Genomic DNA, 21,181 nt, shown 5'->3' with positions numbered 1-21,181 from the left:
CCGTTCGTCCCACAAGGTGCAACGGGAGTTTCCAGCCATCCGAAAGCGCTACTGGGGCTGCCGGTTTTGGGGGCGAGGGTACTTTTCAACCACTAACGGTGCCATCACCGAAGACATCGTACTTCAGTACCTGGAACAGCACATCGCTGATCCTACCGGCGCCAGCCGGTAGTCGTTCAGTAAAGTTTGCAAAGTTTCCGATCTGGGAGACTAGTAGGTCGGCTTTGCCGGTAGTTTGCAAAAATTTGCAGGCCACCTGGGAGGATTTCTGCAAATATTTCGCGGCCTTCTGCCGCGCCGCCGCGCTCGACGCTTGCCGCAGGCCCACGCGATCCGTAACACCGATGCAAAGGATCGGAGGAGGATACGATGGGATACAAGGAGATTTACGCGCGTTCGCTGGCTGACCCCGAGGGATTTTGGCTCGAACAGGCCGAGGCGATCGACTGGGCGCGCAAGCCGTCGAAAGCGCTCTTTGCCGAGGACGCCCCGCTCTATGAATGGTTCAGTGACGGGCTGGTGAATACCTGCTGGAATGCGGTGGATCGCCATGTCGAGGCCGGGCGCGGCGCGCAGGCGGCGATCATCCATGACAGTCCCGTGACCGGCATCAAGCAAAAGATCAGCTATGCGCAACTGCGCTCGCGGGTGGCGCGGCTGGCCGGTGCCTTGCGTGCGCGCGGCGTGGAGAAGGGCGACCGCGTTATCATCTACATGCCGATGGTGCCCGAGGCGCTGGAGGCGATGCTGGCCTGCGCGCGGATCGGCGCGGTACATTCGGTGGTGTTCGGCGGGTTTGCCGCGCACGAGCTGGCGGTGCGGATCGATGATTGCGCACCCAAGGCGATCATCGCCGCCTCCTGCGGAATCGAGCCGGGCCGGGTGGTGCAGTATAAGCCACTACTGGATGGCGCCATCCAGCAGGCGCGCCACAAGCCCGAGTTTTGCGTGATCTTTCAGCGCGAGGAGGAGGTTGCCCATCTCGAACCGGGGCGCGATCTGGACTGGCACGCCTTTCAATACGGGGTCGAGCCCGCCGAATGCTTGCCCGTCGAGGGCAACCACCCTGCCTACATCCTCTACACCTCTGGCACCACCGGGCAGCCAAAGGGCGTGGTGCGCCACACTGGTGGGCACCTCGTGGCGCTCAACTGGACAATGAAGAACATCTATGACGTGAACCCTGGCGAGGTGTTCTGGGCGGCGTCGGATGTGGGCTGGGTCGTAGGGCACAGCTATATCTGTTACGGGCCGCTCATTCACGGCAACACCACCGTCGTGTTCGAGGGCAAGCCGGTGGGCACGCCCGATGCGGGCACCTTCTGGCGGGTGATCTCCGAGCACAACGTAAAGAGCTTTTTCACGGCGCCGACGGCGTTCCGTGCGATCAAGCGCGACGACCCCGAGGCAAAAGAGCTGGCGAAATACGACATTTCCTGCCTGCGCGCGCTTTATCTCGCGGGCGAGCGCGCTGACCCCGACACGATCAACTGGGCCGCCGACAAGATGGGCGTGCCGGTTTATGACCACTGGTGGCAGACCGAGACGGGCTGGACCATCGCCGGCAACCCGGCAGGGTGCGAGCCGATGCCCGTCAAGATCGGCTCGCCCACCGTGGCGATGCCGGGTTATGACGTGCAGATCCTCGATGAGGGCGGGCACGAGGTGCCGCCGGGCACGCTGGGCGCTATCGCGATCAAGCTGCCGCTGCCGCCGGGCACGCTGCCGACGCTGTGGAATGCCGAAGATCGCTATCGCAAATCCTACCTCGACCATTTCCCCGGCTATTACGAGACCGGCGACGCAGGCATGAAGGACGAGGACGGCTATCTGTGGATCATGGCGCGGACCGACGATGTGATTAACGTGGCCGGGCATCGCCTGTCCACCGGCGCGATGGAGGAGGTTCTGGCCAGCCATCCGGACGTGGCCGAATGCGCCGTGATCGGGGCGAGCGACCCGCTCAAGGGACAGGCGCCGGTGGGATTCCTGTGCCTGACCAAGGGCGTCAACCGTGGCCATGACGAGATCGTGCGCGAATGCGTCCGCCTCGTTCGCGACCAGATTGGGCCGGTGGCGGCGTTCAAGCTCGCTGTGGTGGTGGACCGCCTGCCCAAGACCCGCTCGGGCAAGATCTTGCGTGCGATCATGGTACGTATCGCCGACGGGCAGGAGTACAAGATGCCCGCCACGATCGACGATCCGGCGATCCTAGACGAGATCAAGAGTGCCCTGCAAAGTATTGGCCTGGCAAAAGATTGACGAAATTCCCCCGCGCGGGCGGACCCGCGCGGGGGATCGGCTTGCCCGGTGCGCCGGGCAGGAGAAGAGCCGTGTCTTAGGACGAGCGCGCGGTCAGGATCGTTACCGTCACGGGGTTGGGGATGAGACTGGTTACCGAGGCCGGATCGGGGTTGTTTCCATCCCGCTCCGGATACAAGACGATTCCCGCGACGATCAGGCTTCCAAGCAGAAGTATCCTGATGGCATTCATTACCCGCATGATCGTGCCTCCCTTCCCTGACATGGCACACCTGCGTAGTGCAGGCCAAGCGAGGGTGCGCAAGTCGGGGTAGGACAAGCAATAGCGTGCCGATGATATCCGATAACAAGGAGGGGTGCGCGCGCTTGTCAGGGGAGCTGTCTCCACATGAGGAGACACATCGTGTGCCTTCATATCCATGTATTTTTTGCTTGTCTGGCCTGTGCCATACCCGATCCGTCATCCGACGGTTACGTGCCGCAGCCACCCGGTGCCCATCGCTTTTTCACCGATCAGGTGGTGGGCGACGTCTCCGCCGGCTAGGCGCGGGGCGCGGGGCGCGGGCGCCACGCGGCATTTGCGGCTCACCGGGACGGTGAGCACGGAAATTCGTCGCCGATTCATTCAGGCGTGGGCTGATCTGGATGTGCCTTTCACGGATTTCGCGGCATCGGGGCGCTGTTGCGCGGCGGGCCGCGCCCCGAGACGGCTAAGAGCCTGGTTGCGGTGACCTATGGGCGCAGTCACGATGCAGACCTGTCGTTTTAATGGCCAGGCCTCTGCTGATCAGCTTTGTGCAAGTCTGTGGCTTATTTCTGTGGATAAAAGGGTCATTCTGATCAAGTTAGGTAAATTGTTCGCGCAGCAGCCGTTCCTCCAGCCCGTGGCCGGGATCGAACAGGATGCGGTGGCGGATATCGGTGCGCGAGCGGATTTCCACCCAGTTCACGCTTTCCACCCAGCGGCTGTCGGCATCCGCCATGACCGGGCGCTTGTCCGGGTCGATCACGTCGAAGCGGACGCAGGCTGTCTTGGGCAAGAGCGCGCCGCGCCAGCGTCGGGGACGGAACGCGGCCACCGCGGTGAGCGCCAGTACGTCCGAGCCGATGGGCAGGATCGGTCCGTGGGCGGAATAATTGTAGGCGGTGGAGCCGGCGGGCGTGGCCACCAGCGCGCCGTCGCAAATCAACTCTTCCAACCGCAACCGCCCGTCGATGGAGATGCGCAGCTTGGCCGCCTGTGGTCCGGCGCGCAAGAGCGATACCTCGTTGATGGCCAGCGCCTCGTGCACTGTGCCGTCATTGGCCTCGGCGCGCATGGCCAATGGGTTGATGATCTCTTCCTCGGCACTGGCGAGCCGCTCGGGCAGGTCGGTTTCGGTATAGTCGTTCATCAGAAAGCCGACTGTACCGCGATTCATTCCGTACACGGGCGTGTCGAGCGCCTGCGTGCGGTGCATGGTGTGCAGCATGAACCCGTCCCCGCCCAGCGCCACGATCACGTCGGCCCGCGCTTCGGGTGCATCGCCGAAGCGTGCGACAAGGGCGGCGCGTGCGGTTTGGGCGCTGGGGACGTCGCTGGCGACGAAGGCGATCTTGCGGCGCATCTGGACTCCTCGCGGCTTTGGCGCGCGGATCGAAGCACAATTCGCGCCCCAAGGCCAGCCATGCCGGTGTGGCGGGCGGATGTGTCGCTTTGCGATCTTTCCTTGGGGACACCTTTCGGCTACGTGATCGCGAAAGTTATCTTCTGGCGGAGGACAGCACATGCCCCATGACGGAATCCGGCCCGTGGCCGATAGCGGCTTCTTTACCGAGGCGCTGGCCTCGCGCGATCCCGAAATTTCCCGCGCGATAGAGCAGGAGCTCGGTCGCCAGCGCGACGAGATCGAGCTCATCGCCTCTGAGAACATCGTCTCGGCGGCGGTGATGGAAGCGCAGGGCTCGGTGATGACCAACAAGTATGCCGAGGGCTATCCGGGGCGGCGCTATTACGGCGGCTGTCAGTTCGTGGACATCGCCGAGAACCTCGCCATCGAGCGGGCCTGCCAGCTTTTCGGCTGCGGCTTTGCCAACGTGCAGCCGAATTCCGGCAGCCAGGCCAACCAGGGTGTATTCACCGCGCTCCTGAAGCCGGGCGATACCATCCTCGGGATGAGCCTCGATGCGGGCGGGCACCTGACGCATGGCGCGGCGCCCAACCAGTCGGGTAAATGGTTCAACGCCATCCAGTATGGCGTGCGCAAGCAGGACAACCTGATCGACTACGACCAGGTGCAGGCGCTGGCCACCGAGCATCAGCCCAAGCTCATCATCGCAGGCGGCTCGGCCATTCCGCGGCAGATCGACTTTGCGAAGATGCGCGAGATCGCCGACAGCGTCGGCGCGTATTTGCACGTGGACATGGCGCATTTCGCAGGATTGGTGGCGGCGGGCGAGCATCCCAGCCCCTTCCCGCACGCGCATGTGGCCACCACCACCACGCACAAGACGCTGCGCGGGCCGCGCGGGGGCATGATCCTGACGGATGACGAGGCGCTGGCCAAGAAGTTCAACTCGGCCATCTTCCCCGGTATCCAGGGCGGACCCCTGATGCATGTGATCGCCGCCAAGGCAGTGGCCTTCGGCGAGGCCCTGCGCCCGGAATTCAAGAGCTATATCCAAGCCGTCGTGGCCAATGCTCAGGCACTTTCGGACCAACTCATCAAGGGCGGGCTGGATACGGTGACGCATGGCACCGACACGCATGTCGTGCTCGTGGACCTGCGGCCCAAGGGCGTGAAGGGCAACGCCACCGAGAAGGCGCTGGGCCGCGCGCACATCACTTGCAACAAGAACGGCGTGCCGTTCGACCCGGAAAAACCGACGGTGACGAGCGGCATCCGGCTCGGCAGCCCTGCGGGCACGACGCGGGGCTTCGGCGAGGCGGAATTCCGCCAGATCGCCGACTGGATCATCGAGGTGGTGGATGGCCTCGCCGCGAATGGCGAGGACGGCAACGGCGCGGTGGAGGAAAAGGTCAAGGCTGAGGTCGAGGCGCTCTGCGCGCGCTTCCCGATCTATCCGGGCCTGTGATTGTTAAGAGGCGCGCCTTCGGGCGCGCCTCATTCGTCGAGCGAGCCGTGCACCGCCACGAGATCGAGTTCGGCCCCCTGCGGCGCGATGGTGCTAAAGCTTTCGTGCACCCCGGCCTCTGACAGTTCGCGCATTACGGTGAGCAGCGTGTTGGGCGCGTGCTCGTCGCACAGGTCGGCCATCTGAGCGATCTCGTCCCGTGCCACGGGCAGGGCGGCCTGTATATCGGGCGCGCCGTAGACATCGACGAAGTGCTGCGCCAGCGCTCGTGTCACGACCTCGGCCTCGTCCGGCTCGATCTGCGTGACCGCGACGAAGGTGGCGCGGCCGAAGGTCTCGACCCCGAGCCAGCCATTGGCGAAGGCCTGCCGCGCCTTGCCGACCAGATCGCCCTCGCCCCAGTTAGAGAATTCGAAGCCGCCGGAAATGCACCATTCGCCGGTGCGTGCTGGGCTGTGATAGACGCGCAGGTCGCTCTCGTCGAAATGGATCGCGCGGGCGAGTTTCATTGTGTGACCTCCAGCAGCGAGGTGAGGGGGATCAGATGGGTGATGTCACCCTCGCGCATGAGCATACCGAAATCCTCGTCCACACCAACCCACGTGCCGGTTAGGCCACCAAGCGTGACCGCCTCGCCCATGCCCCAGGCGAGGCCGCGCCATTCGGCGTGAAGAGGGCGCGGGCCCTCGTCCTCCCAGCGGGTGATCCAGACAAGCGTGTGCCGCGCCCAGGCCTCGAGCAGCATGAGAGGGTCAAGTTCGGCGCAACCTTCTTCGAGCAGGGCGGTCTCGTCCGGGGTTTCGCCCGGGCGATCCGTGCCGGGGGTAATCGGCACGTCCAGCCCCACCACGAGCCAGCCGGGCAGGGCGGCCGGGTTGGTACCACCTGCCGCCACGCGCAGCCGCCCGCAGCGCGCGCCGTTGACCCGGATGCCGCCCGGCCATTCGAGATGCACCGCCACCTCTGGCGGGGCCAGCGCGCCGAGCGCGTTCTGAAAGCCGATGCCGCAGGCGGGCAGCATCGCCATCGCCTGCGCCAGCGGCACCTCGGGGGCCATCACGAGCGCCGCTGCCAGTTGCCTGTCGGTCACGTTGTGCACGATGAGCCCGGCGTCGCAGCCTAGCGCGGCCATCGCGCGGGCCTTGTCGAAGGGTGATATCGCGCCGGTGACGGCGAGGCTCGACATCAGCGGCGGAAAGGAGGGTGCGCTCATGCCACGCCGCGCGAGACGAGATCGCGCGCCACCTGCCGAAACGCCTGTGCCTGCGGGCTGTCGGGCTTGGTCACAACGATGGGTGCGCCGCCATCCGAGGCCACCCGGATATCGAGATGCAGCGGCACCTCGGCCAGCAGCGGCACGCCCATCTTCTCGGCCTCGGCCTTGACGCCGCCATGGCCGAAGATGTGCTCTTCGTGCCCGCAATTGGAGCAGATATGCGTACTCATGTTTTCGATCAGCCCCAAGACCGGCACCTTGAGTTGGGTGAACATGTCGATTCCCTTGCGCGCGTCCAGAAGCGCCACGTCCTGCGGGGTGGAGACGATGATCGCGCCGTCCACTTCGGTCTTTTGTGCGAGCGTCATGGACACGTCGCCGGTGCCCGGCGGCAGATCGACGATCAGGCAGTCGAGCGCGCCCCATTGCACCTGCATCAGCATTTGTTGCAGCGCACCCATAAGCATGGGTCCGCGCCAGACCACGGCCTGATCCTCGTTTACCATCAGGCCGATAGACATCATGGTGACGCCGTGGTTTCGCAGCGGCAGGATGATCTTGCCGTCAGGGCTCGCGGGGCGGCCCGAGACGCCCAGCATGCGCGGCTGCGACGGCCCATAGACATCGGCGTCGAGCAGGCCCACCCGGCGCCCCTCGGCGGCGAGCGCGCAGGCGATATTGGCCGAGATGGTGGATTTGCCCACGCCCCCCTTGCCGGAGGCGATGGCGATTATGTGGTCGACGCCAGGCACGCGTTGCGGGCCCTTGGGCTCGGCCTTCTTCGCGGGCTTGAGGTCGGGCGGCTCCTTGGCCGAGTGTGCGGTCAGAACCGCCGAGACGCTGCCCGCACCCGCCGATTTCGCCGCCTGTTCGGCGGCGTCGCGCACGGGACCATAGGTCTCGGCCTTGGCCGGGTCGATCTCGAGCACGAAGCGCACCTCGTCACCCTCGACATTGAGCGCGCGCACCACGCCCGCCGCCACGATATCAGACCCGCTGACCGGGTCGGTGATCTGCTTCAGCGCCTCTAGGACGCTCTCGCGTGTTACCGCCACTTCAATTCTGCCCCTTGATCTTTCCGGTCACCACGTGCTCGACATCGAGCCCATCGACGGTCAGCACCACCTTGGCCTCGAATTCCTGGCCCGCAGTTGCGCCCTTGGCGCGCAGCCCTTCCTCGATCGCCTGTTGCGAGGTGACGCCCACCTGCTTGAGAAACTTGCGCATCGACATATTGAAATCGTCGCTCATCTCGGTCTCCTTTCTTCTGATCGTCCGCTTGACGCGGATATAGTCCTGTTTCTACGCTCCGGTATGGTTCGTCTCGTCCCGATATTCGTGTGCCTTTGCGGCGCGCTGGCGCTGGTGACGGCGGTCGTCTTGCCGTTGGCGGCGCAGGCCGATGACAAGCGGTTCAGCCTCGCCGCGCCCGCGTCGCTGGTGGAAAGCGGGCTGCTCGATTACCTGTTGCCGCGTTTCTCGTTGAAGACTGGCGTTCGGATCGAGGTTGTGCCTGGCAAGGCCGCGGCCGACGCGGCGCTCGGCACGCAAGAGGGGCGCGCGGTGTTCACGGGCACCCGTGAGACATGGCGGCTTCGCCTCAGAGGCAATCATCCGGGTGCGGTGCGCTTCGTGGATTGGCTGACCTCGGAGATCGGGCGGCGTACGGTCACGAGCTACGAGGTGGCGGGCACGGCGCCCTTTGCACCGCCCGAGGCCGACGCGATGGAGGAGGAGGCCCCAAGCTTCGATGGCGACGCCGCGCTGGGGCGACGTGTGGCGCAGGCCAAGTGCGGTCGCTGCCATGTCGTCGCTTCTGACCGGGGTGGCGGTATCGGCTCGACCCCATCCTTTCAGGCGCTGCGAACGCTGTCGGACTGGGATGCGCGGTTCCAGACGTTCTACGCGCTCAACCCGCACCCTGCCTTCACGCAGGTCACCGGCGTCACCGGGGGATTTGCCAAGCACCTTCCGCCGGCCATCGTGCCCGTCGAGGTGAGCCCGGGCGAGATCGAGGCGATCCTCGCCTATGTGGCGGGCATCGCTCCCGCCGATCTGGGGGCGCCGATCCAATTTCAGTGATCCTTGCGGTTCGGCGTCTGAACCTTGCGGTTCGACAGGTAATCCTCGGTGGTGCGCGGGCGCCGGCGCTCGCCCGACGAGAACGGGCTGTCTGCCGTACCGAACTGTGCGTTGATGCGGCAATTCTCGCACATCTGGATCGTGCGCGCGGCGTCGGGTGTGCCGAACATGGAATGCTTGCCCGCCAGCTTCTCGGTGATCTTTTCAATGGTCGATTTCGAGCCGAAGAGCGCACCGCATTCGATGCAGGCAAACGGCTCTTCCTCGTTGAGCACCACCTGCCCGAGCGCGGCCTCGGTCACGTTCATGCGCGGCTCCAGCGTGATCGCCTTTTCCGGGCAGATCGTGGCACAGATGCCGCATTGCAGGCAGGCATCCTCCTGAAAGCGCAGTTGTGGCAGATCCTCGTTGTCCAGCAGCGCGCCTGAGGGACAGAGCGACACGCACGAGAGGCACAGCGTGCAGGCGTCCTGATTGACGAGAATTGCGCCATAGGGTGCGCCCTCGGGCAGGGGCAGGCTCTCGGCCCCGGGGTTGAGCGCGCGGGCGGCCAGCCGGGCCACCTGCCGACGGCTGCCCATCGGCAAGACCGGCTCGGCGAGCGGCGCGGGAGCCTCGGTATTGTAGAGCGCGTCGCAGAGCATGTCGGGGTCGGCGAGGTCCAGAAGGCGTATCGGGTGGCCGCCCGCCATCGCCTGCGCAAGCGGCAGCTCGGCGTCGGGCGCGTCGCGCTCGGTGCTGGGCGACAGCAGCACCGAGACCTCGGCAAAGCCCGAGGCGAGGGCGGCGAGAATCTCGGCATGGCCGAAGCTTGCTAGCGCGCTCATTTCCAGCGGGATCACGTCGGCGGGCAGGCCGCGCCCATGGCGTGCGGCGAGGCGGATCATCTCCGCGCCAAAGTCTGCGTCATGCACCAGCAGCCGTGGCGCTTCGCCGCCCGCGCGGCGATAGGCCGAGGCCAGCGTCTGGATGCGGCGTAGGATCATGTCGGGCGGCGGTGCGTCATAGGTGATCGCGCCCGATGGGCAGCGCGCGGCGCAGGCCCCGCAGCCCGCGCAGACCATCGGATCAACGCTGACATGCTCTCCCGCAGGTGTGATCGCGCCGGTGGGGCAGATGTCGAGGCACTTGGTACAACCGGTCTGCTCGGCGCGGGAATGCGCGCAGAGAAGCGGCTCGACCGCCACGTAGAGTGGCTTCTCGAAGGTGCCGGTAAGCTGCGAGGCGGCGAGGATCGCGTCGGCCACCGCTGGCAGGCTGCCGGGATCGGCGCGCAGATAGCCCTCACGCTTTTCCGGGGCGGGAAACAGTGGGGTGCCGCCAGTGAGGTCTATGATGACGTCGCAGGTCGTCTCTGCCCCGCTGCGCGGCGCGGTCCATTCCAGCGCGCCGCGTCCGCCGGGATTGACCTGGCGCAACTCGTCGAGCCGGAGGTGGAAGCCGCCGAGCGCACCCTGTGCCGTCGTGATGCGCGCGCTGATCGTGTCGAAATCGCGATTGTCGGGCGGGGCGCTGTCGTCCGTCAAAAGGACCGTGACCGCCAGCATCGGCGCGAGCCGCTCGGCGGCTGACAGTGCCGCCTCGGCCTCACCGATGACTAGGCACAGCCCCTCGGAGGTGACGTCCACACTCTTGTCGGGGCGTGCGGGCAGGGTGGCCTCGGCCACGAGCGCGGACATTTTGGGCAGCGTCGGGGCCTGATCGTCAGTCCACCCGGCGCGGTCGCGCAGGTCGAGGCAGGCGGGAGGCTCGACGCCCAGATCGGCGGCAATCTCGTCGAAGACCCGGCGCTCCTGCGTGCAGCAGATGATCGGTTCGTCGCCGTCCGCGGCGGCGATGGCCTTGGTGGCGGACCCTGTTTCGGCGGTGCACAGCGCACTATGCATCCGAGAGCACACAAGCCCGGAAGTCCGCGAAAGCGCCGCGGCGTCGATCTCCTGAGAGCCGGAGCAGTCGCATAATATCAAGCGTTTGGGCATGTTTCCCCCGGGTGTTTCGGTTTCGGGAAAGGCGCGTTTGGCGCGGATCAGGCAGAAGCTTAGACATGATTCGAGGTCGCCGTAAACAGCCATTCGAATCACGCTGCACGATCGTGAGCGGCTAATTTCACGGGTTCGTAAGCCTGATTGATTCCATTTGTTTTCAGCATCTTGCCATGCGGCGGCGCAGCATTTTGACGCCGATCCGGTCAATCTGTCCAATCCGGCACGGTTACCGTGGCGGTGTGGTTCAAAATGTCCGGGATCGTGCCGCGGTAGACCGTTGCGCACAGAAAATGCTTTGCGTGGTCAAAAAACTGCACCAATCTTGGCAGGGCCAGCAATTGGGGACATCGCCAGCCGTGACCGCCGTCGCACATGACAAGCAATTGCTCCTGCCCCTCGGGGTTGTCGTACGGCGTGCGCCGGGGGTGACGCGGTGGGTGCCGTGGAACTGGCGTGCGGTGGCTGTGCTACCCGGCGCGGGCCCCGCGGAATGGCGCGAACTGCGCCGCGACGGCGATGTCGTCGAGTATCACGCTGCCACGCTGACCCTCGATCTGCACCACACGCAAACCGATGCCTATCTTGAGGCGCTGCGCGCGCGGGTTCCGTCGGTTTACGTCGTTATGCGCCCGGTGGCGGCTCAGGGCGGGCAGATGCCTTTCGAGGTGACGCTGGTCACTGCCTCGCCCTTCGAGGCGCAGGATTACTGCGACACCGGCGAAGAGATGGTGGAGCGGGTGCCGATGCCCGAGGGGTTGATCGCGCTGATCCGCGATTTCGTCGCCGCGCACCACGTCGAGGAGGCGTTCAAGAAGCGCAAGCGCGATTGGGTTCGGGTGACAGGATCGGAGGATGGGATCGGCGATGCGCGTATCCCGCAGACGACGGATGTCTACCGCGCACCGTCGCGCGCCCGCAAGGAGAGGATGCATTGACCGGGGCCGCAGATTTCTGGTCGCGCCGCAAGGCGCGGGTTGCCGCCGAGGACGCGGCGGCGGAACGTGCCGCCTCCGAGCAGGCCGAAGCCGAGCGCGAGGTCACGCTGGCCGACAAGTCGGACGCGGAGATTTGCGAGGAACTGGGCCTGCCCGATCCCGACACGCTCGAGGCGGGTGACGATTTCCAGGCTTTCATGGCCAAGGCCGTGCCCGAGCGCCTGCGCCGCCGGGCGCTTCGGCGGCTGTGGCTGAGCAACCCGGCGCTCGCCAATCTCGATGGGATGGTGGATTACGGTGAGGATTTCACCGACAGCGCCTGCGTGATCGAGGGAATGCAGACTGCCTATCAGGTGGGCAAGGGAATGCTCGCCCATGTGCAGGAGATGGCCCGGCAGGCAGAGGCTGCCGCGGAGGCCGAGGGCGAGGCACCCGAACCGATGGCGCTGGCTGAGGCGGAGCCCGCGGCAGAGGCCGAGGTCGCGCCGGAAGCGGAGGCCCGTGAACAGGCTGCGCCTGTGCCGACCGAGGCCGCCGATGCCGATGCGGAAGATGCATCGCAACCGTCGACGCGTCGGCGGATGCGCTTTGCCTATGCCGACAACGCCGGAGAGCAGGCATGACCAACCAAGAGGCCATTATGGACACCACAGAAGCCGCGCCCGCGATCGCCGAAGAAGATCGCATGCGCGCTGATCTCTACGACTTCCTCGCCGTGCTGCTGGCACGCCCCGCCGATGCCGCGCTACTGGAGCGGACCGCTGCGCTGAGCGGCGACGACACTGCGATGGGGCAGGCAGTGTCGGCGCTTGCGCGGGTGGCGAAGGTGAGCACGCCGCGCGCGGTGGAATCGGAATTCAACGCGCTCTTCATCGGGTTGGGGCGGGGCGAGTTGCTGCCTTACGCCAGCTATTACCTCACCGGCTTTCTCAACGAGAAGCCGCTCGCCAGTCTGCGCCGTGACATGGCTGCGCGCGGGATGCGGCGGGCCGAGAACATCTACGAGCCCGAGGATAATATCGCTTCGCTCATGGAGATGATGGCCGGGCTGATCCGGGGTCGCTTTGGCGCGCCGGGCAGCCTCGAAGATCAACGGACGTTCTTCGCACGTCACATCAGCCCCTGGGCGGGGCACTTTTTCACGGATCTCGAGGGCGCCCAGTCCTCTGTTCTCTATGCCTCGGTCGGCGCGCTCGGCCGGGTGTTCATGGAGATCGAGGCCGAGGGCTTTCGGATGAGCGGGGCGTGAGCCACGCAACAACCGGCGGCGTGTGCCGCCATCAACGAGGGGAGGAACCCTAGAATGACACGGAAACCCGAGGAGGCCACAAGCCGCCGCGATTTCCTCCGGCTTGCCGCCACTGGCGCGCCGGCCGTCGCCGTGGCCACGGCCGTGACCGGCAGCAAGGCCGAGGCCGCAGAGCCCGACCTGTCATCCGACCGGATGCAGGACACGGCGCATACCCGCGCTTATTACGACAGCGCCCGGTTCTGACCCCCGGACGCCGTAAACCGCCGCTGACGACTGGTTGCGTGACGCCCGACCGTCAGTGGAAACCGCAGTACCCAGCCTGAATCCAGGCCCAGGGAGGAGAGAGAAACATGCTTAGGAAAAAGACCAACGGGGTTGCGCGACGCCCCCAGCGGACCAGTATCCTGTCCGAGGTCGGCGGCAAATCCGTCGATCGCCGCGCGTTCCTGCGCGGCAGCGGCCTGGCCATCGGTGGCCTTGCCGCAGTGGGGGCCTTGGGTGGCACCGTTACCCGCGCCAACGCCCAGAGCGCCGCCAAAGAGGCGGTGAAGACGGTGAAATCCGTCTGCACCCATTGCTCGGTGGGGTGCACGGTCGTGGCCGAGGTGCAGGACGGCGTCTGGACGGGCCAGGAGCCCGGCTGGGACAGCCCCTTCAACCTCGGCGCGCATTGCGCCAAGGGCGCGTCGGTGCGCGAGCACGCGCATGGCGAGCGCCGCCTCAAGTACCCGATGAAGAAAGAGGGCGGCGAGTGGAAGCGCATCAGCTGGGAGCAGGCGATCAACGAGATCGGCGATGGCATGATGCAGATCCGCGAGGAAAGTGGGCCAGACAGCGTCTACTGGCTGGGCTCGGCCAAGCACAGTAACGAACAGGCCTACCTGTTCCGCAAGTTCGCGGCCTATTGGGGCAGCAACAACGTGGACCATCAGGCGCGCATCTGTCACTCGACTACCGTCGCGGGCGTTGCGAACACATGGGGCTACGGCGCCATGACCAACAGCTACAACGACATTCACAATTCCAAGGCCATCTTCATCATTGGCGGCAACCCGGCGGAGGCGCATCCCGTCTCGCTGCTGCACGTGCTGAAGGCCAAGGAAGAGAACAACGCGCCGCTCATCGTATGCGACCCGCGTTTCACCCGCACTGCGGCCCATGCCGACGAATACGTGCGCTTCCGTCCCGGCACCGACGTGGCGCTGGTCTGGGGCATCCTGTGGCACATCTTCGAGAACGGCTGGGAGGACAAGGAATTCATCCGCACCCGTGTCTGGGGGATGGACCAGATCCGCGACGAGGTGAAAGGGTGGACGCCCGAGGAGGTCGAGCGTGTGACCGGGGCACCGGGGTCGCAGCTTCGCCGCGTGGCGCGGACGCTGGCCAACAGCCGTCCCGGCACCGTGATCTGGTGCATGGGTGGCACGCAGCACACCAACGGCAACAACAACACCCGTGCCTACTGCATCCTGCAACTGGCGCTCGGCAACATGGGCGTTGCGGGCGGCGGCACCAATATCTTCCGCGGCCATGACAACGTGCAGGGCGCGACCGACCTCGGCGTGCTGAGCCACACTCTACCGGCCTATTACGGGCTGAGCGCCGGGGCCTGGGCCCATTGGGCGCGCGTCTGGGGCGAAGACCCCGAGTGGCTTGCCGGGCGGTTCGCCACGATCAAGGCCAAGGACGGCAAGGATCAATCGCTCCAGAACCTCTCCGGTATCCCGGTGAGTCGCTGGATCGACGGCGTGCTCGAAGACCCCGAGAACATGGACAACCCCAACAAGGTGCGCGCCATGGTGCTCTGGGGCCACGCGCCCAACAGCCAGACCCGCGGCAAGGAAATGAAGACCGCGATGGAACAGCTCGACATGCTGGTCGTGGTCGATCCCTATCCGACCGTGTCGGCGGTGATGCATGACCGCACCGACGGGGTCTACCTGCTGCCCGCGGCGACGCAGTTCGAGACCTATGGCTCGGTCACCGCGTCCAACCGCTCGCTGCAATGGCGTGAGAAGGTGGTCGATCCGCTCTTCGAGTCGAAGCCTGATCACGAGATCATCGGGCTGTTCGCCAAGAAGTTCGGCTTCCACGACCGGTTCTTCCGCAACATCAAGATCGAGGATGACGGCGTGACCCCGAATGTCGAGGACACGCTGCGCGAAATCAACCGCGGCACCTGGACGATCGGCTATACCGGGCAGAGCCCCGAGCGGCTCCGGCTGCACATGGCCAATCAGCACACCTTCGACCGTACCTCGTTGCGCGCGGTCGGCGGGCCCGCCGATGGCGAGACCTACGGCCTACCCTGGCCGTGCTGGGGCACGCCGGAGATGAAACATCCCGGCACCCATGTGCTTTATGACATGTCCAAGCCGGTCAGTGAGGGCGGCCTAACCTTCCGCGCGCGCTTCGGTGTCGAGCGGGACGGCGACAACCTCTTGGCCGAGGGCGTCTACTCGGTGGGCTCCGATATCCAGGACGGATATCCGGAATTCACCATGCAGATGCTCATGGACCTGGGCTGGGATAGTGAGCTGACCGACGAGGAACGCGCGGCGATCGACGCCGTCGCGGGACCCAACACCAACTGGAAGACCGACCTTTCGGGTGGGATCCAGCGGGTGGCCATCGCCCATGAATGCGCGCCGTTCGGCAATGCCAAAGCCCGCGCGGTGGTGTGGACCTTCCCCGACCCGGTGCCGCTGCACCGCGAGCCGCTTTATACGCCGCGGCGCGACTTGGTGGCGGATTACCCCACTTACGAGGATCGGCACGCCTACCGGCTGCCAACCCTCTATGCTTCGATCCAGAAGAACGACTTCTCGAAGGAATATCCTATGATCCTCACATCCGGCCGTCTGGTCGAATACGAGGGTGGCGGCGACGAGACGCGGTCGAACCCGTGGCTGGCCGAGCTTCAGCAGGACATGTTCGTCGAGATCAACCCGCGCGACGCCAACGATCTGGGGCTGCGCGACGGCGAACAGGTCTGGGTCGAGGGTGCCGAGGGTGCCAAGGTCAAGGTCATGGCGATGGTGACCGAACGGGTGGGCGCGGGGGTGGCCTTCATGCCCTTCCACTTCGGCGGTCATTTCGAAGGGCGCGACCTGCGGGAGAACTATCCCGACGGGGCAGACCCCTACGTGCTGGGCGAGGCCAGCAACACCGCCCAGACCTATGGCTATGACAGCGTGACCCAGATGCAGGAGACCAAGTGTACTCTCTGCAAGATCATGCCAGCGTAAGGAGATAGAGACATGGCAAGAGCAAAGTTTCTGTGTGATGCCGAACGCTGCATCGAATGCAACGCCTGCGTCACCGCCTGCAAGAACGAGCACGAGGTGCCGTGGGGGATCAACCGCCGCAAGGTGGTGACGATCAACGACGGCACGCCGGGCGAACGCTCGATCTCGGTCGCGTGCATGCACTGTTCCGACGCGCCATGCATGGCCGTCTGCCCGGTGGATTGCTTCTACCAGAACGAGGACGGTGTGGTACTCCACTCCAAGGACCTGTGCATTGGCTGCGGGTACTGCTTCTACGCGTGCCCCTTTGGCGCGCCGCAGTATCCGCAAGCGGGCAATTTCGGATCCCGCGGCAAGATGGACAAATGCACCTTCTGCGCCGGCGGCCCCGAAGAGAACCACAGCCAGGCCGAGTTCCAGAAGTACGGACGCAACCGGATCGCCGAGGGCAAGCTGCCCATCTGCGCCGAGATGTGCTCGACCAAGGCGCTTCTGGCCGGCGATGGCGACGTGGTCTCGGCGATCTACCGTGAACGCGTCGTGGCGCGCGGTTTTGGCTCGGGCGCCTGGGGCTGGGGCACGGCCTACGGGCAGAAGGGCGGCTGACCCGAGAACCTGTCCGGCCGGGCCGCGCCCGGCCGGATACCGGTGCCGGAAGGCTCTCAGGCCGTCGGTACCGGAAACTTGAAAAGTTTCCGATCCGGTTTCCTCCACGGAAACCAGGTTCCCGCACAACAATCGAGGACATCATGCGCGCACTACTCAGCATGGCTTTGTGTTTCCTGCTCGCCCTGCCCGCGATGGCGCAGGAGACGCCGGATACATCCGCCCCCGATCGGTCCGCGACCGGTGGCGCGCAGACGCTCGAGGATATCCTCGCCCGCCAGCGCGGCGAGCAGGTCGACAGCAGCTTTCGCCGCAACGCCACCGGCAACCCCGAAGGTGCTGCCGGGATGGCCAGCCAGCTTGGGACGCTGGGCGGGGCTTCGGATGCCGAGGTGTGGCGCGCGCTGCGCTATGGACTCGAGGATGTGAAAGTGTCCGCGGGTGGACCGGAAGCGCGCGTGCTGATTCAGGATTCGGGCATGTGGTGGCTGCAATTCCGAAATGGGCCGCTGGCGACCTACGGCGCATGGCTTCTCGGTGGCACTCTGGCGCTGCTGGTGCTGTTCTATCTGATCCGCGGCCGCATCCGTATCGATGGCGAGAAGACCGGGCGCACCGTCACGCGCTTTCAGGCGGTTGAACGGTTCGGCCACTGGCTGATGGCGGGCTCCTTCGTGGTGCTGGCAATCACCGGGCTTCTGGTGCTCTTTGGTCGCATGGCCATCATTCCGCTGCTGGGGCTTGAGGCGTTCTCGACCCTCGCAGCCGGCTCGAAATGGGTACACAACAACATCTCTTGGGCGTTCATGCTGGGGCTTGTGATGGTGTTCGTCATGTGGGTGCTTCACAACATCCCCAACCGCACCGACCTCAAATGGCTGGCTGTGGGCGGCGGCATCTTCACCAAGGGCGTGCATCCGCCGGCGAAGAAGTTCAACGCCGGGCAGAAACTGATCTTCTGGGCGGTGATCGTGTTCGGTGCTTCGATCTCGGTCTCGGGGCTGTCGCTGCTCTTTCCGTTCGAGTTGCCGATGTTCGCCAAGACCTTTCAGATCCTCAACGATACCGGTCTGCCGCAGGCGGTGGGCTATGGCGCGCTGCCCGAGACGCTGGCGCCGCATGAGGAGATGCAGTTCGCCACGCTTTGGCACACGATCATGGCCTTCGCGCTGACGGCCATCATCCTCGCGCATATCTATATCGGTTCTGTTGGCATGGAGGGCGCGTTCGACGCGATGGGCTCGGGCGAGGTCGAGGAGCAATGGGCGCGCGAACACCACGGGCTGTGGCTCGAGGAACTGCAGGAAAAAGGCCACGCGCCTGCGCCCGACAAGGCCACGCATCCCGCAGAATAGGCCATGCGCACGCTGATCGCCGGATTGTGGTTCTTGGCCGCGGCGCCCTCGGTGGCGCAAGAGTTTACCACGCTGAAAGGGCATGGCGGGCCGGTCATGGGGCTGGCCAGCCTGCCCGGTGGTACGGTGGCGTCGGCCAGTTTCGACAACTCGGTGGGACTGTGGCAGGGCCGAGAGCCCCACTGGCTGGAAGGGCACGACGCGGCGGTGATCGCGTTGGCACCACTGGGCGAGGTCGGGCTGGTCTCGGGCGGCGACGATTTCGATGTCATCGCGTGGGACAGGTACACAGGCAAGAGTCGTCGTCTGAAGGGCCACAAGGGAAAGATCGCCGGGCTGGCGGTCTCGCCGGATATGACGTGGATCGCTTCGGCCAGCTGGGATGGGGCGATCGGTCTCTGGCCGGTGGCGGGAGGCGCGGCGCGGTTTCTCGACGGCCATGATGGGCCGGTGACAGATGTGGCGTTCGGCGCAGATGGAACGCGGCTTTATTCCACCTCCGCCGATGGCACGCTGCGCGTCTGGGATTGGCGCGAGGCTGACCCGGTCGCGCGCATCCTTCTCGATCAGGGGTTCGGCATCAACAAGCTGGTGATTGGGCCGCGGGAGACGTGGATCGCCTATGGTGCGGTGGATGGTGTGACCAGGGTGATCAACCCCGCGACCGGCGACGTGATCGCCGATTTCACCCTCGACCGGCGGCCGATCCTGGCGCTCGAGCACCACGCTGCTACCGGGCAGATCGCCGCCGGCGACGGGCAGGGCTATATCATGGTGATCGACACCGAGACCTGGACGATTGCCCGCGATTTCAAGGCGGTGGCGCGTGGCCCGGTCTGGGCGCTGGCGTTCTCGGGCGATGGACAGATGCTCTACGCTGGGGGGCTGAGCAATGTGGCCTATGGCTGGCCGGTGACAATGCTCGACACGTTTGACCCGGCGGGTGAGACCGAGCACAGCTTTCTGCGCCCGCCAGAGGAAATGGAGAATGGCGAGCGGCAGTTCATGCGAAAATGCTCCATCTGCCACGCGCTCACCCCGCCGCCCTCGCGCAAGGCGGGGCCAAGCCTTCACGGGCTATTCGGGCGGCAAGCGGGCAGCGTGCCGGGCTATCCCTACTCGCCTGTGCTCGCCAATTCGGATATCGTGTGGACGGACGAGACCATCGACGTGCTGTTCGACCTGGGCCCCGATCACTATATCCCCGGGAGCAAGATGCCGATGCAGCGCATCACCGCCGCGCAGGACCGTGAGGACCTCGTGACCTACCTGCGCCGTGCCACCAAGTGAGAGGAGAGACGACCCGATGAAAGCGATGCTTGCCGCCTTTGTGGCCTGCGGGGTGATCGCCGCCGCCGCGCCGACCGTGCTCACGGAACTGGGCTATACCGCCGAGGCGACGCGCGCGGGCGACAATGTCAGGTTGGGCGAAGCGCCCGAATGAGCACCCGTGCCGCCGTCCGAAAGCACACCCCCCGCGACGATTATGGCGAGAGCCTCGCGCGGGCCGCGATCCTCGTCGTCGATGACGAGCCGGGGATGCGCAACTTCCTGACCAAGACGCTCGGCCCCCGCTGCCGACATGTAGAGCTGGCGCGATCCTGCGCCGAGGCGGGGGAAATCCTCGACCAGGTGCATTTCGACCTCGTGATCCTCGATAACGTCATGCCCGACAAGACAGGGCTCGACTGGCTGGAGGAACAGCGCCGGGTTGGGCTCTTTGCCGAGACCATCCTGATGACGGCCTATGCCGATCTCGACACGGCGATCAAGGCGTTGCGCGCTGGCGTTACCGATTTCGTACTCAAGCCGTTCCGTGCCAACCAGATACTCAACGCCGTGGCGCGCGCGTTGGACCGCAAGTATCTCGCGCGCGACAACTACCTGCTGCGGCACGAGCTGTCGGGGGGTGGTGGCACGGCGCGCGGGCGGCTGTTGGGTAATTCTCCAGCGATCCGCGAGGTGCGGGACCTGCTTGCGCGGCTCGGGCCGATGCCCACGCCGGTGCTGTTTACCGGGGCGAGCGGGACTGGCAAGGAAATCGCCGCGCGCACGCTCCACGCCCTTTCTGACCGCGCCGACAAGCCCTTCGTGGCGGTTAATTGCGCTGCCTTCTCCGAGGGGCACATCGCCGAGGAACTGTTCGGCGTGATCGAAGATGGTACGCGGCACAAGGATGGACTGCTGTTCCATGCCGAAGGCGGCACACTCCTTCTCGACGAGGTGGCGCAGCTTCCGATGGCAGTGCAGGCGGCGCTCTTACGGGTGCTGGAGGACCGGCGCATCCGGCCCATTGGCTCTGAGCGCGAGGTGCCGCTAGACCTGCGATTTCTGTTCGCAACCAATGCCGATCTGACGGTCGAGGTGGCGGCGGGACGGTTCCGTGACGATCTGTATCACCGCATCAATATCGTCAATGTCGGAATGCCCAACCTGCGCGAGCGTAAAGAAGACATAGCGGAGCTGGCCGCGCTCTTCATGAGCGAGTTTGCCACCGCGCTGGGGATGCCCGCGCTGGAGCTCAACGACCAGGTGCTGCTGAAGCTCACCCGCTACGACTGGCCCGGCAATGTGCGCGAGTTGCGCAACCTGATTGAACGGTCGGTGATCCTCGGGGAATTTCCGGCGGAGTTCGAAGGGCAGGGCAGGGTGACCGGCGCGCAGGCCATCGAGACGCTTGAGATGGTCGAGCAGCGCCACATCCTCGCCGTTCTCGACGCCTGCGGCGGCAACCGGGCCGAGGCCGCGCGGCGGCTTGGCGTTGCACGCAAGACGGTGGATCGAAAATGCGCCGCGTGGGGGGTGTGAGCGGGATGGCGCGCACCCGCGTGATTTCGACCACCTGAAAGAGCGATGCCTTGGCCCAGTTTGGGCGCAATATGTCTCGCTCAAGCGCCGCTCCGCTTTGCACGAACAGGTGCCACGCAGGAGGATGAGCGCGCAGGCCACGGCCGATCTCATGATCTCATGGCTGGCGGCAAGGTTGCTTCTCCTTGAGCCACGATGACGCGGTTTATCAGTTCCATATCTCGTCCGATCCCGTGCGACTGCTGCAAGACATTCCCGCAGATTGCCCCGTCCAGCCCGCACAATCCGTCACAGGGCGGTGAACACCATTGCCGTCACAGTACCAGTCGGCCTACCTTGGCATGAGCCGAGCGATCC

21 protein-coding genes are annotated in these 21,181 nt (G+C 65.5%); 14 read left to right on the top strand and 7 right to left on the bottom strand.

Translation table 11 applies throughout. From position 1 onward, the window contains the following. Positions 1-172: transposase (locus tag C6W92_RS08005; RefSeq protein WP_206735515.1), on the top strand; the 172-nt coding region annotated here is incomplete at its 5' end. Between the two features lie 197 nt (positions 173-369). Beyond that, the gene (gene prpE, locus C6W92_RS08000; RefSeq protein WP_129432475.1) at positions 370-2,262 is read left to right on the top strand and encodes a propionate-CoA ligase PrpE; all 1,893 of its coding nucleotides are present in this window, start codon (positions 370-372) and stop codon (positions 2,260-2,262) included. Positions 2,263-2,338: 76 nt separating this feature from the next. On the opposite strand, the gene C6W92_RS17645 is transcribed toward prpE, so the two are convergent. Together C6W92_RS17645 and C6W92_RS07995 are read right to left on the bottom strand one after the other, a co-directional pair. Continuing rightward, positions 2,339-2,503: a hypothetical protein gene (locus tag C6W92_RS17645; protein ID WP_164989192.1), complete on the bottom strand. Its 165-nt coding sequence runs from the start codon at positions 2,501-2,503 to the stop codon at positions 2,339-2,341. A gap of 604 nt (positions 2,504-3,107) precedes the next feature. After that, entirely contained in the window at positions 3,108-3,869 is a 762-nt protein-coding gene (locus C6W92_RS07995; protein WP_129432474.1) for an NAD kinase, read from the bottom strand. Positions 3,870-4,029: 160 nt separating this feature from the next. On the opposite strand from C6W92_RS07995, the gene glyA reads away from it, so the two are divergent. Then, positions 4,030-5,337 (top strand): serine hydroxymethyltransferase, encoded by a 1,308-nt coding sequence (gene glyA / locus C6W92_RS07990; protein ID WP_129432473.1) that lies wholly within the window; start codon positions 4,030-4,032, stop codon positions 5,335-5,337. Positions 5,338-5,366: 29 nt separating this feature from the next. On the opposite strand, the gene C6W92_RS07985 is transcribed toward glyA, so the two are convergent. Genes C6W92_RS07985 through C6W92_RS07970 form a run of 4 tightly spaced genes read right to left on the bottom strand, consistent with a single transcriptional unit; the run spans position 5,367 to position 7,804 of the window. Further along, positions 5,367-5,846 (bottom strand): DUF6505 family protein, encoded by a 480-nt coding sequence (locus C6W92_RS07985; RefSeq protein ID WP_129432472.1) that lies wholly within the window; start codon positions 5,844-5,846, stop codon positions 5,367-5,369. Beyond that, a complete protein-coding gene (locus C6W92_RS07980) occupies positions 5,843-6,550 on the bottom strand; it encodes a biotin/lipoate--protein ligase family protein (RefSeq protein WP_129432471.1) in 708 nt (235 codons plus the stop codon). The genes C6W92_RS07985 and C6W92_RS07980 overlap by 4 nt, the downstream gene beginning before the upstream one ends. Beyond that, the gene (gene apbC, locus C6W92_RS07975) at positions 6,547-7,608 is read right to left on the bottom strand and encodes an iron-sulfur cluster carrier protein ApbC (protein WP_129432470.1); all 1,062 of its coding nucleotides are present in this window, start codon (positions 7,606-7,608) and stop codon (positions 6,547-6,549) included. The genes C6W92_RS07980 and apbC overlap by 4 nt, the downstream gene beginning before the upstream one ends. Position 7,609: 1 nt before the next feature. Then, positions 7,610-7,804, bottom strand: coding sequence for a DUF6494 family protein (locus C6W92_RS07970; RefSeq protein ID WP_129432469.1), 195 nt, complete (start codon positions 7,802-7,804; stop codon positions 7,610-7,612). Between the two features lie 63 nt (positions 7,805-7,867). Here C6W92_RS07970 and C6W92_RS07965 point away from each other — a divergent pair, with 63 nt between their 5' ends. Further along, positions 7,868-8,635 (top strand): c-type cytochrome, encoded by a 768-nt coding sequence (locus C6W92_RS07965; RefSeq protein WP_129432468.1) that lies wholly within the window; start codon positions 7,868-7,870, stop codon positions 8,633-8,635. On the opposite strand, the gene C6W92_RS07960 is transcribed toward C6W92_RS07965, so the two are convergent. Next, positions 8,629-10,614, bottom strand: coding sequence for a 4Fe-4S binding protein (locus C6W92_RS07960; RefSeq protein WP_129432467.1), 1,986 nt, complete (start codon positions 10,612-10,614; stop codon positions 8,629-8,631). The genes C6W92_RS07965 and C6W92_RS07960 overlap by 7 nt on opposite strands. Before the next feature lie 362 nt (positions 10,615-10,976). Here C6W92_RS07960 and C6W92_RS07955 point away from each other — a divergent pair, with 362 nt between their 5' ends. The 10 genes from C6W92_RS07955 (at position 10,977) to C6W92_RS07915 (ending at position 20,824) form a co-directional block, all read left to right on the top strand. After that, on the top strand, positions 10,977-11,555 hold the full coding sequence (locus C6W92_RS07955; RefSeq protein ID WP_241691104.1) for a DUF3305 domain-containing protein: 579 nt from the start codon (positions 10,977-10,979) through the stop codon (positions 11,553-11,555). Beyond that, positions 11,552-12,178: a DUF3306 domain-containing protein gene (locus C6W92_RS07950; protein WP_129432465.1), complete on the top strand. Its 627-nt coding sequence runs from the start codon at positions 11,552-11,554 to the stop codon at positions 12,176-12,178. Before C6W92_RS07955 ends, C6W92_RS07950 begins: the two co-directional genes overlap by 4 nt. After that, positions 12,175-12,804: a molecular chaperone TorD family protein gene (locus tag C6W92_RS07945; RefSeq protein ID WP_206735514.1), complete on the top strand. Its 630-nt coding sequence runs from the start codon at positions 12,175-12,177 to the stop codon at positions 12,802-12,804. The genes C6W92_RS07950 and C6W92_RS07945 overlap by 4 nt, the downstream gene beginning before the upstream one ends. 54 nt (positions 12,805-12,858) lie before the next feature. Further along, the gene (locus C6W92_RS07940; protein WP_129432464.1) at positions 12,859-13,050 is read left to right on the top strand and encodes a ubiquinol-cytochrome c reductase iron-sulfur subunit N-terminal domain-containing protein; all 192 of its coding nucleotides are present in this window, start codon (positions 12,859-12,861) and stop codon (positions 13,048-13,050) included. A 107-nt stretch (positions 13,051-13,157) separates the two neighbouring features. Next, positions 13,158-16,055: a formate dehydrogenase subunit alpha gene (locus C6W92_RS07935; RefSeq protein WP_129432463.1), complete on the top strand. Its 2,898-nt coding sequence runs from the start codon at positions 13,158-13,160 to the stop codon at positions 16,053-16,055. A gap of 12 nt (positions 16,056-16,067) precedes the next feature. Beyond that, complete coding sequence (gene fdh3B / locus C6W92_RS07930) at positions 16,068-16,661, top strand: formate dehydrogenase FDH3 subunit beta (protein WP_129432462.1); 594 nt, start codon at positions 16,068-16,070, stop codon at positions 16,659-16,661. 161 nt (positions 16,662-16,822) lie between these two features. Continuing rightward, complete coding sequence (locus tag C6W92_RS07925; RefSeq protein WP_241691103.1) at positions 16,823-18,016, top strand: formate dehydrogenase subunit gamma; 1,194 nt, start codon at positions 16,823-16,825, stop codon at positions 18,014-18,016. Between the two features lie 3 nt (positions 18,017-18,019). After that, positions 18,020-19,306 carry a c-type cytochrome gene (locus tag C6W92_RS07920; RefSeq protein WP_129432460.1) on the top strand — a complete coding sequence of 429 codons (1,287 nt, stop codon included), beginning with the start codon at positions 18,020-18,022 and terminating at the stop codon, positions 19,304-19,306. A gap of 16 nt (positions 19,307-19,322) precedes the next feature. Then, positions 19,323-19,460 carry a hypothetical protein gene (locus tag C6W92_RS17640; RefSeq protein WP_164989191.1) on the top strand — a complete coding sequence of 46 codons (138 nt, stop codon included), beginning with the start codon at positions 19,323-19,325 and terminating at the stop codon, positions 19,458-19,460. After that, positions 19,457-20,824: a sigma-54 dependent transcriptional regulator gene (locus C6W92_RS07915; protein ID WP_129432459.1), complete on the top strand. Its 1,368-nt coding sequence runs from the start codon at positions 19,457-19,459 to the stop codon at positions 20,822-20,824. The genes C6W92_RS17640 and C6W92_RS07915 overlap by 4 nt, the downstream gene beginning before the upstream one ends. The last annotated feature ends 357 nt before the right edge of the window (positions 20,825-21,181 follow it).

Origin of the sequence: Roseovarius sp. A46 (genome assembly GCF_004126395.1) — a bacterium.
Taxonomy (GTDB): domain Bacteria; phylum Pseudomonadota; class Alphaproteobacteria; order Rhodobacterales; family Rhodobacteraceae; genus Roseovarius; species Roseovarius nitratireducens.
This window is presented reverse-complemented; position numbering and strand designations above follow the sequence as displayed.

Coding starts and splice junctions, on each gene's coding strand:
- fdh3B (WP_129432462.1), top strand. CDS start 16,068: ATGGCAAGAGCAAAGTTTCTGTGTGATGCCGAACGCTGCATCGAATGC.
- C6W92_RS07965 (WP_129432468.1), top strand. CDS start 7,868: ATGGTTCGTCTCGTCCCGATATTCGTGTGCCTTTGCGGCGCGCTGGCG.
- C6W92_RS07940 (WP_129432464.1), top strand. CDS start 12,859: ATGACACGGAAACCCGAGGAGGCCACAAGCCGCCGCGATTTCCTCCGG.
- C6W92_RS07935 (WP_129432463.1), top strand. CDS start 13,158: ATGCTTAGGAAAAAGACCAACGGGGTTGCGCGACGCCCCCAGCGGACC.
- C6W92_RS17645 (WP_164989192.1), bottom strand. CDS start 2,503: ATGCGGGTAATGAATGCCATCAGGATACTTCTGCTTGGAAGCCTGATC.
- C6W92_RS07985 (WP_129432472.1), bottom strand. CDS start 5,846: ATGAAACTCGCCCGCGCGATCCATTTCGACGAGAGCGACCTGCGCGTC.
- C6W92_RS07970 (WP_129432469.1), bottom strand. CDS start 7,804: ATGAGCGACGATTTCAATATGTCGATGCGCAAGTTTCTCAAGCAGGTG.
- C6W92_RS07960 (WP_129432467.1), bottom strand. CDS start 10,614: ATGCCCAAACGCTTGATATTATGCGACTGCTCCGGCTCTCAGGAGATC.
- C6W92_RS07945 (WP_206735514.1), top strand. CDS start 12,175: ATGACCAACCAAGAGGCCATTATGGACACCACAGAAGCCGCGCCCGCG.
- glyA (WP_129432473.1), top strand. CDS start 4,030: ATGCCCCATGACGGAATCCGGCCCGTGGCCGATAGCGGCTTCTTTACC.
- C6W92_RS07995 (WP_129432474.1), bottom strand. CDS start 3,869: ATGCGCCGCAAGATCGCCTTCGTCGCCAGCGACGTCCCCAGCGCCCAA.
- C6W92_RS07925 (WP_241691103.1), top strand. CDS start 16,823: ATGGCTTTGTGTTTCCTGCTCGCCCTGCCCGCGATGGCGCAGGAGACG.
- C6W92_RS07915 (WP_129432459.1), top strand. CDS start 19,457: ATGAGCACCCGTGCCGCCGTCCGAAAGCACACCCCCCGCGACGATTAT.
- prpE (WP_129432475.1), top strand. CDS start 370: ATGGGATACAAGGAGATTTACGCGCGTTCGCTGGCTGACCCCGAGGGA.
- C6W92_RS17640 (WP_164989191.1), top strand. CDS start 19,323: ATGAAAGCGATGCTTGCCGCCTTTGTGGCCTGCGGGGTGATCGCCGCC.
- C6W92_RS07980 (WP_129432471.1), bottom strand. CDS start 6,550: ATGAGCGCACCCTCCTTTCCGCCGCTGATGTCGAGCCTCGCCGTCACC.
- C6W92_RS07920 (WP_129432460.1), top strand. CDS start 18,020: ATGCGCACGCTGATCGCCGGATTGTGGTTCTTGGCCGCGGCGCCCTCG.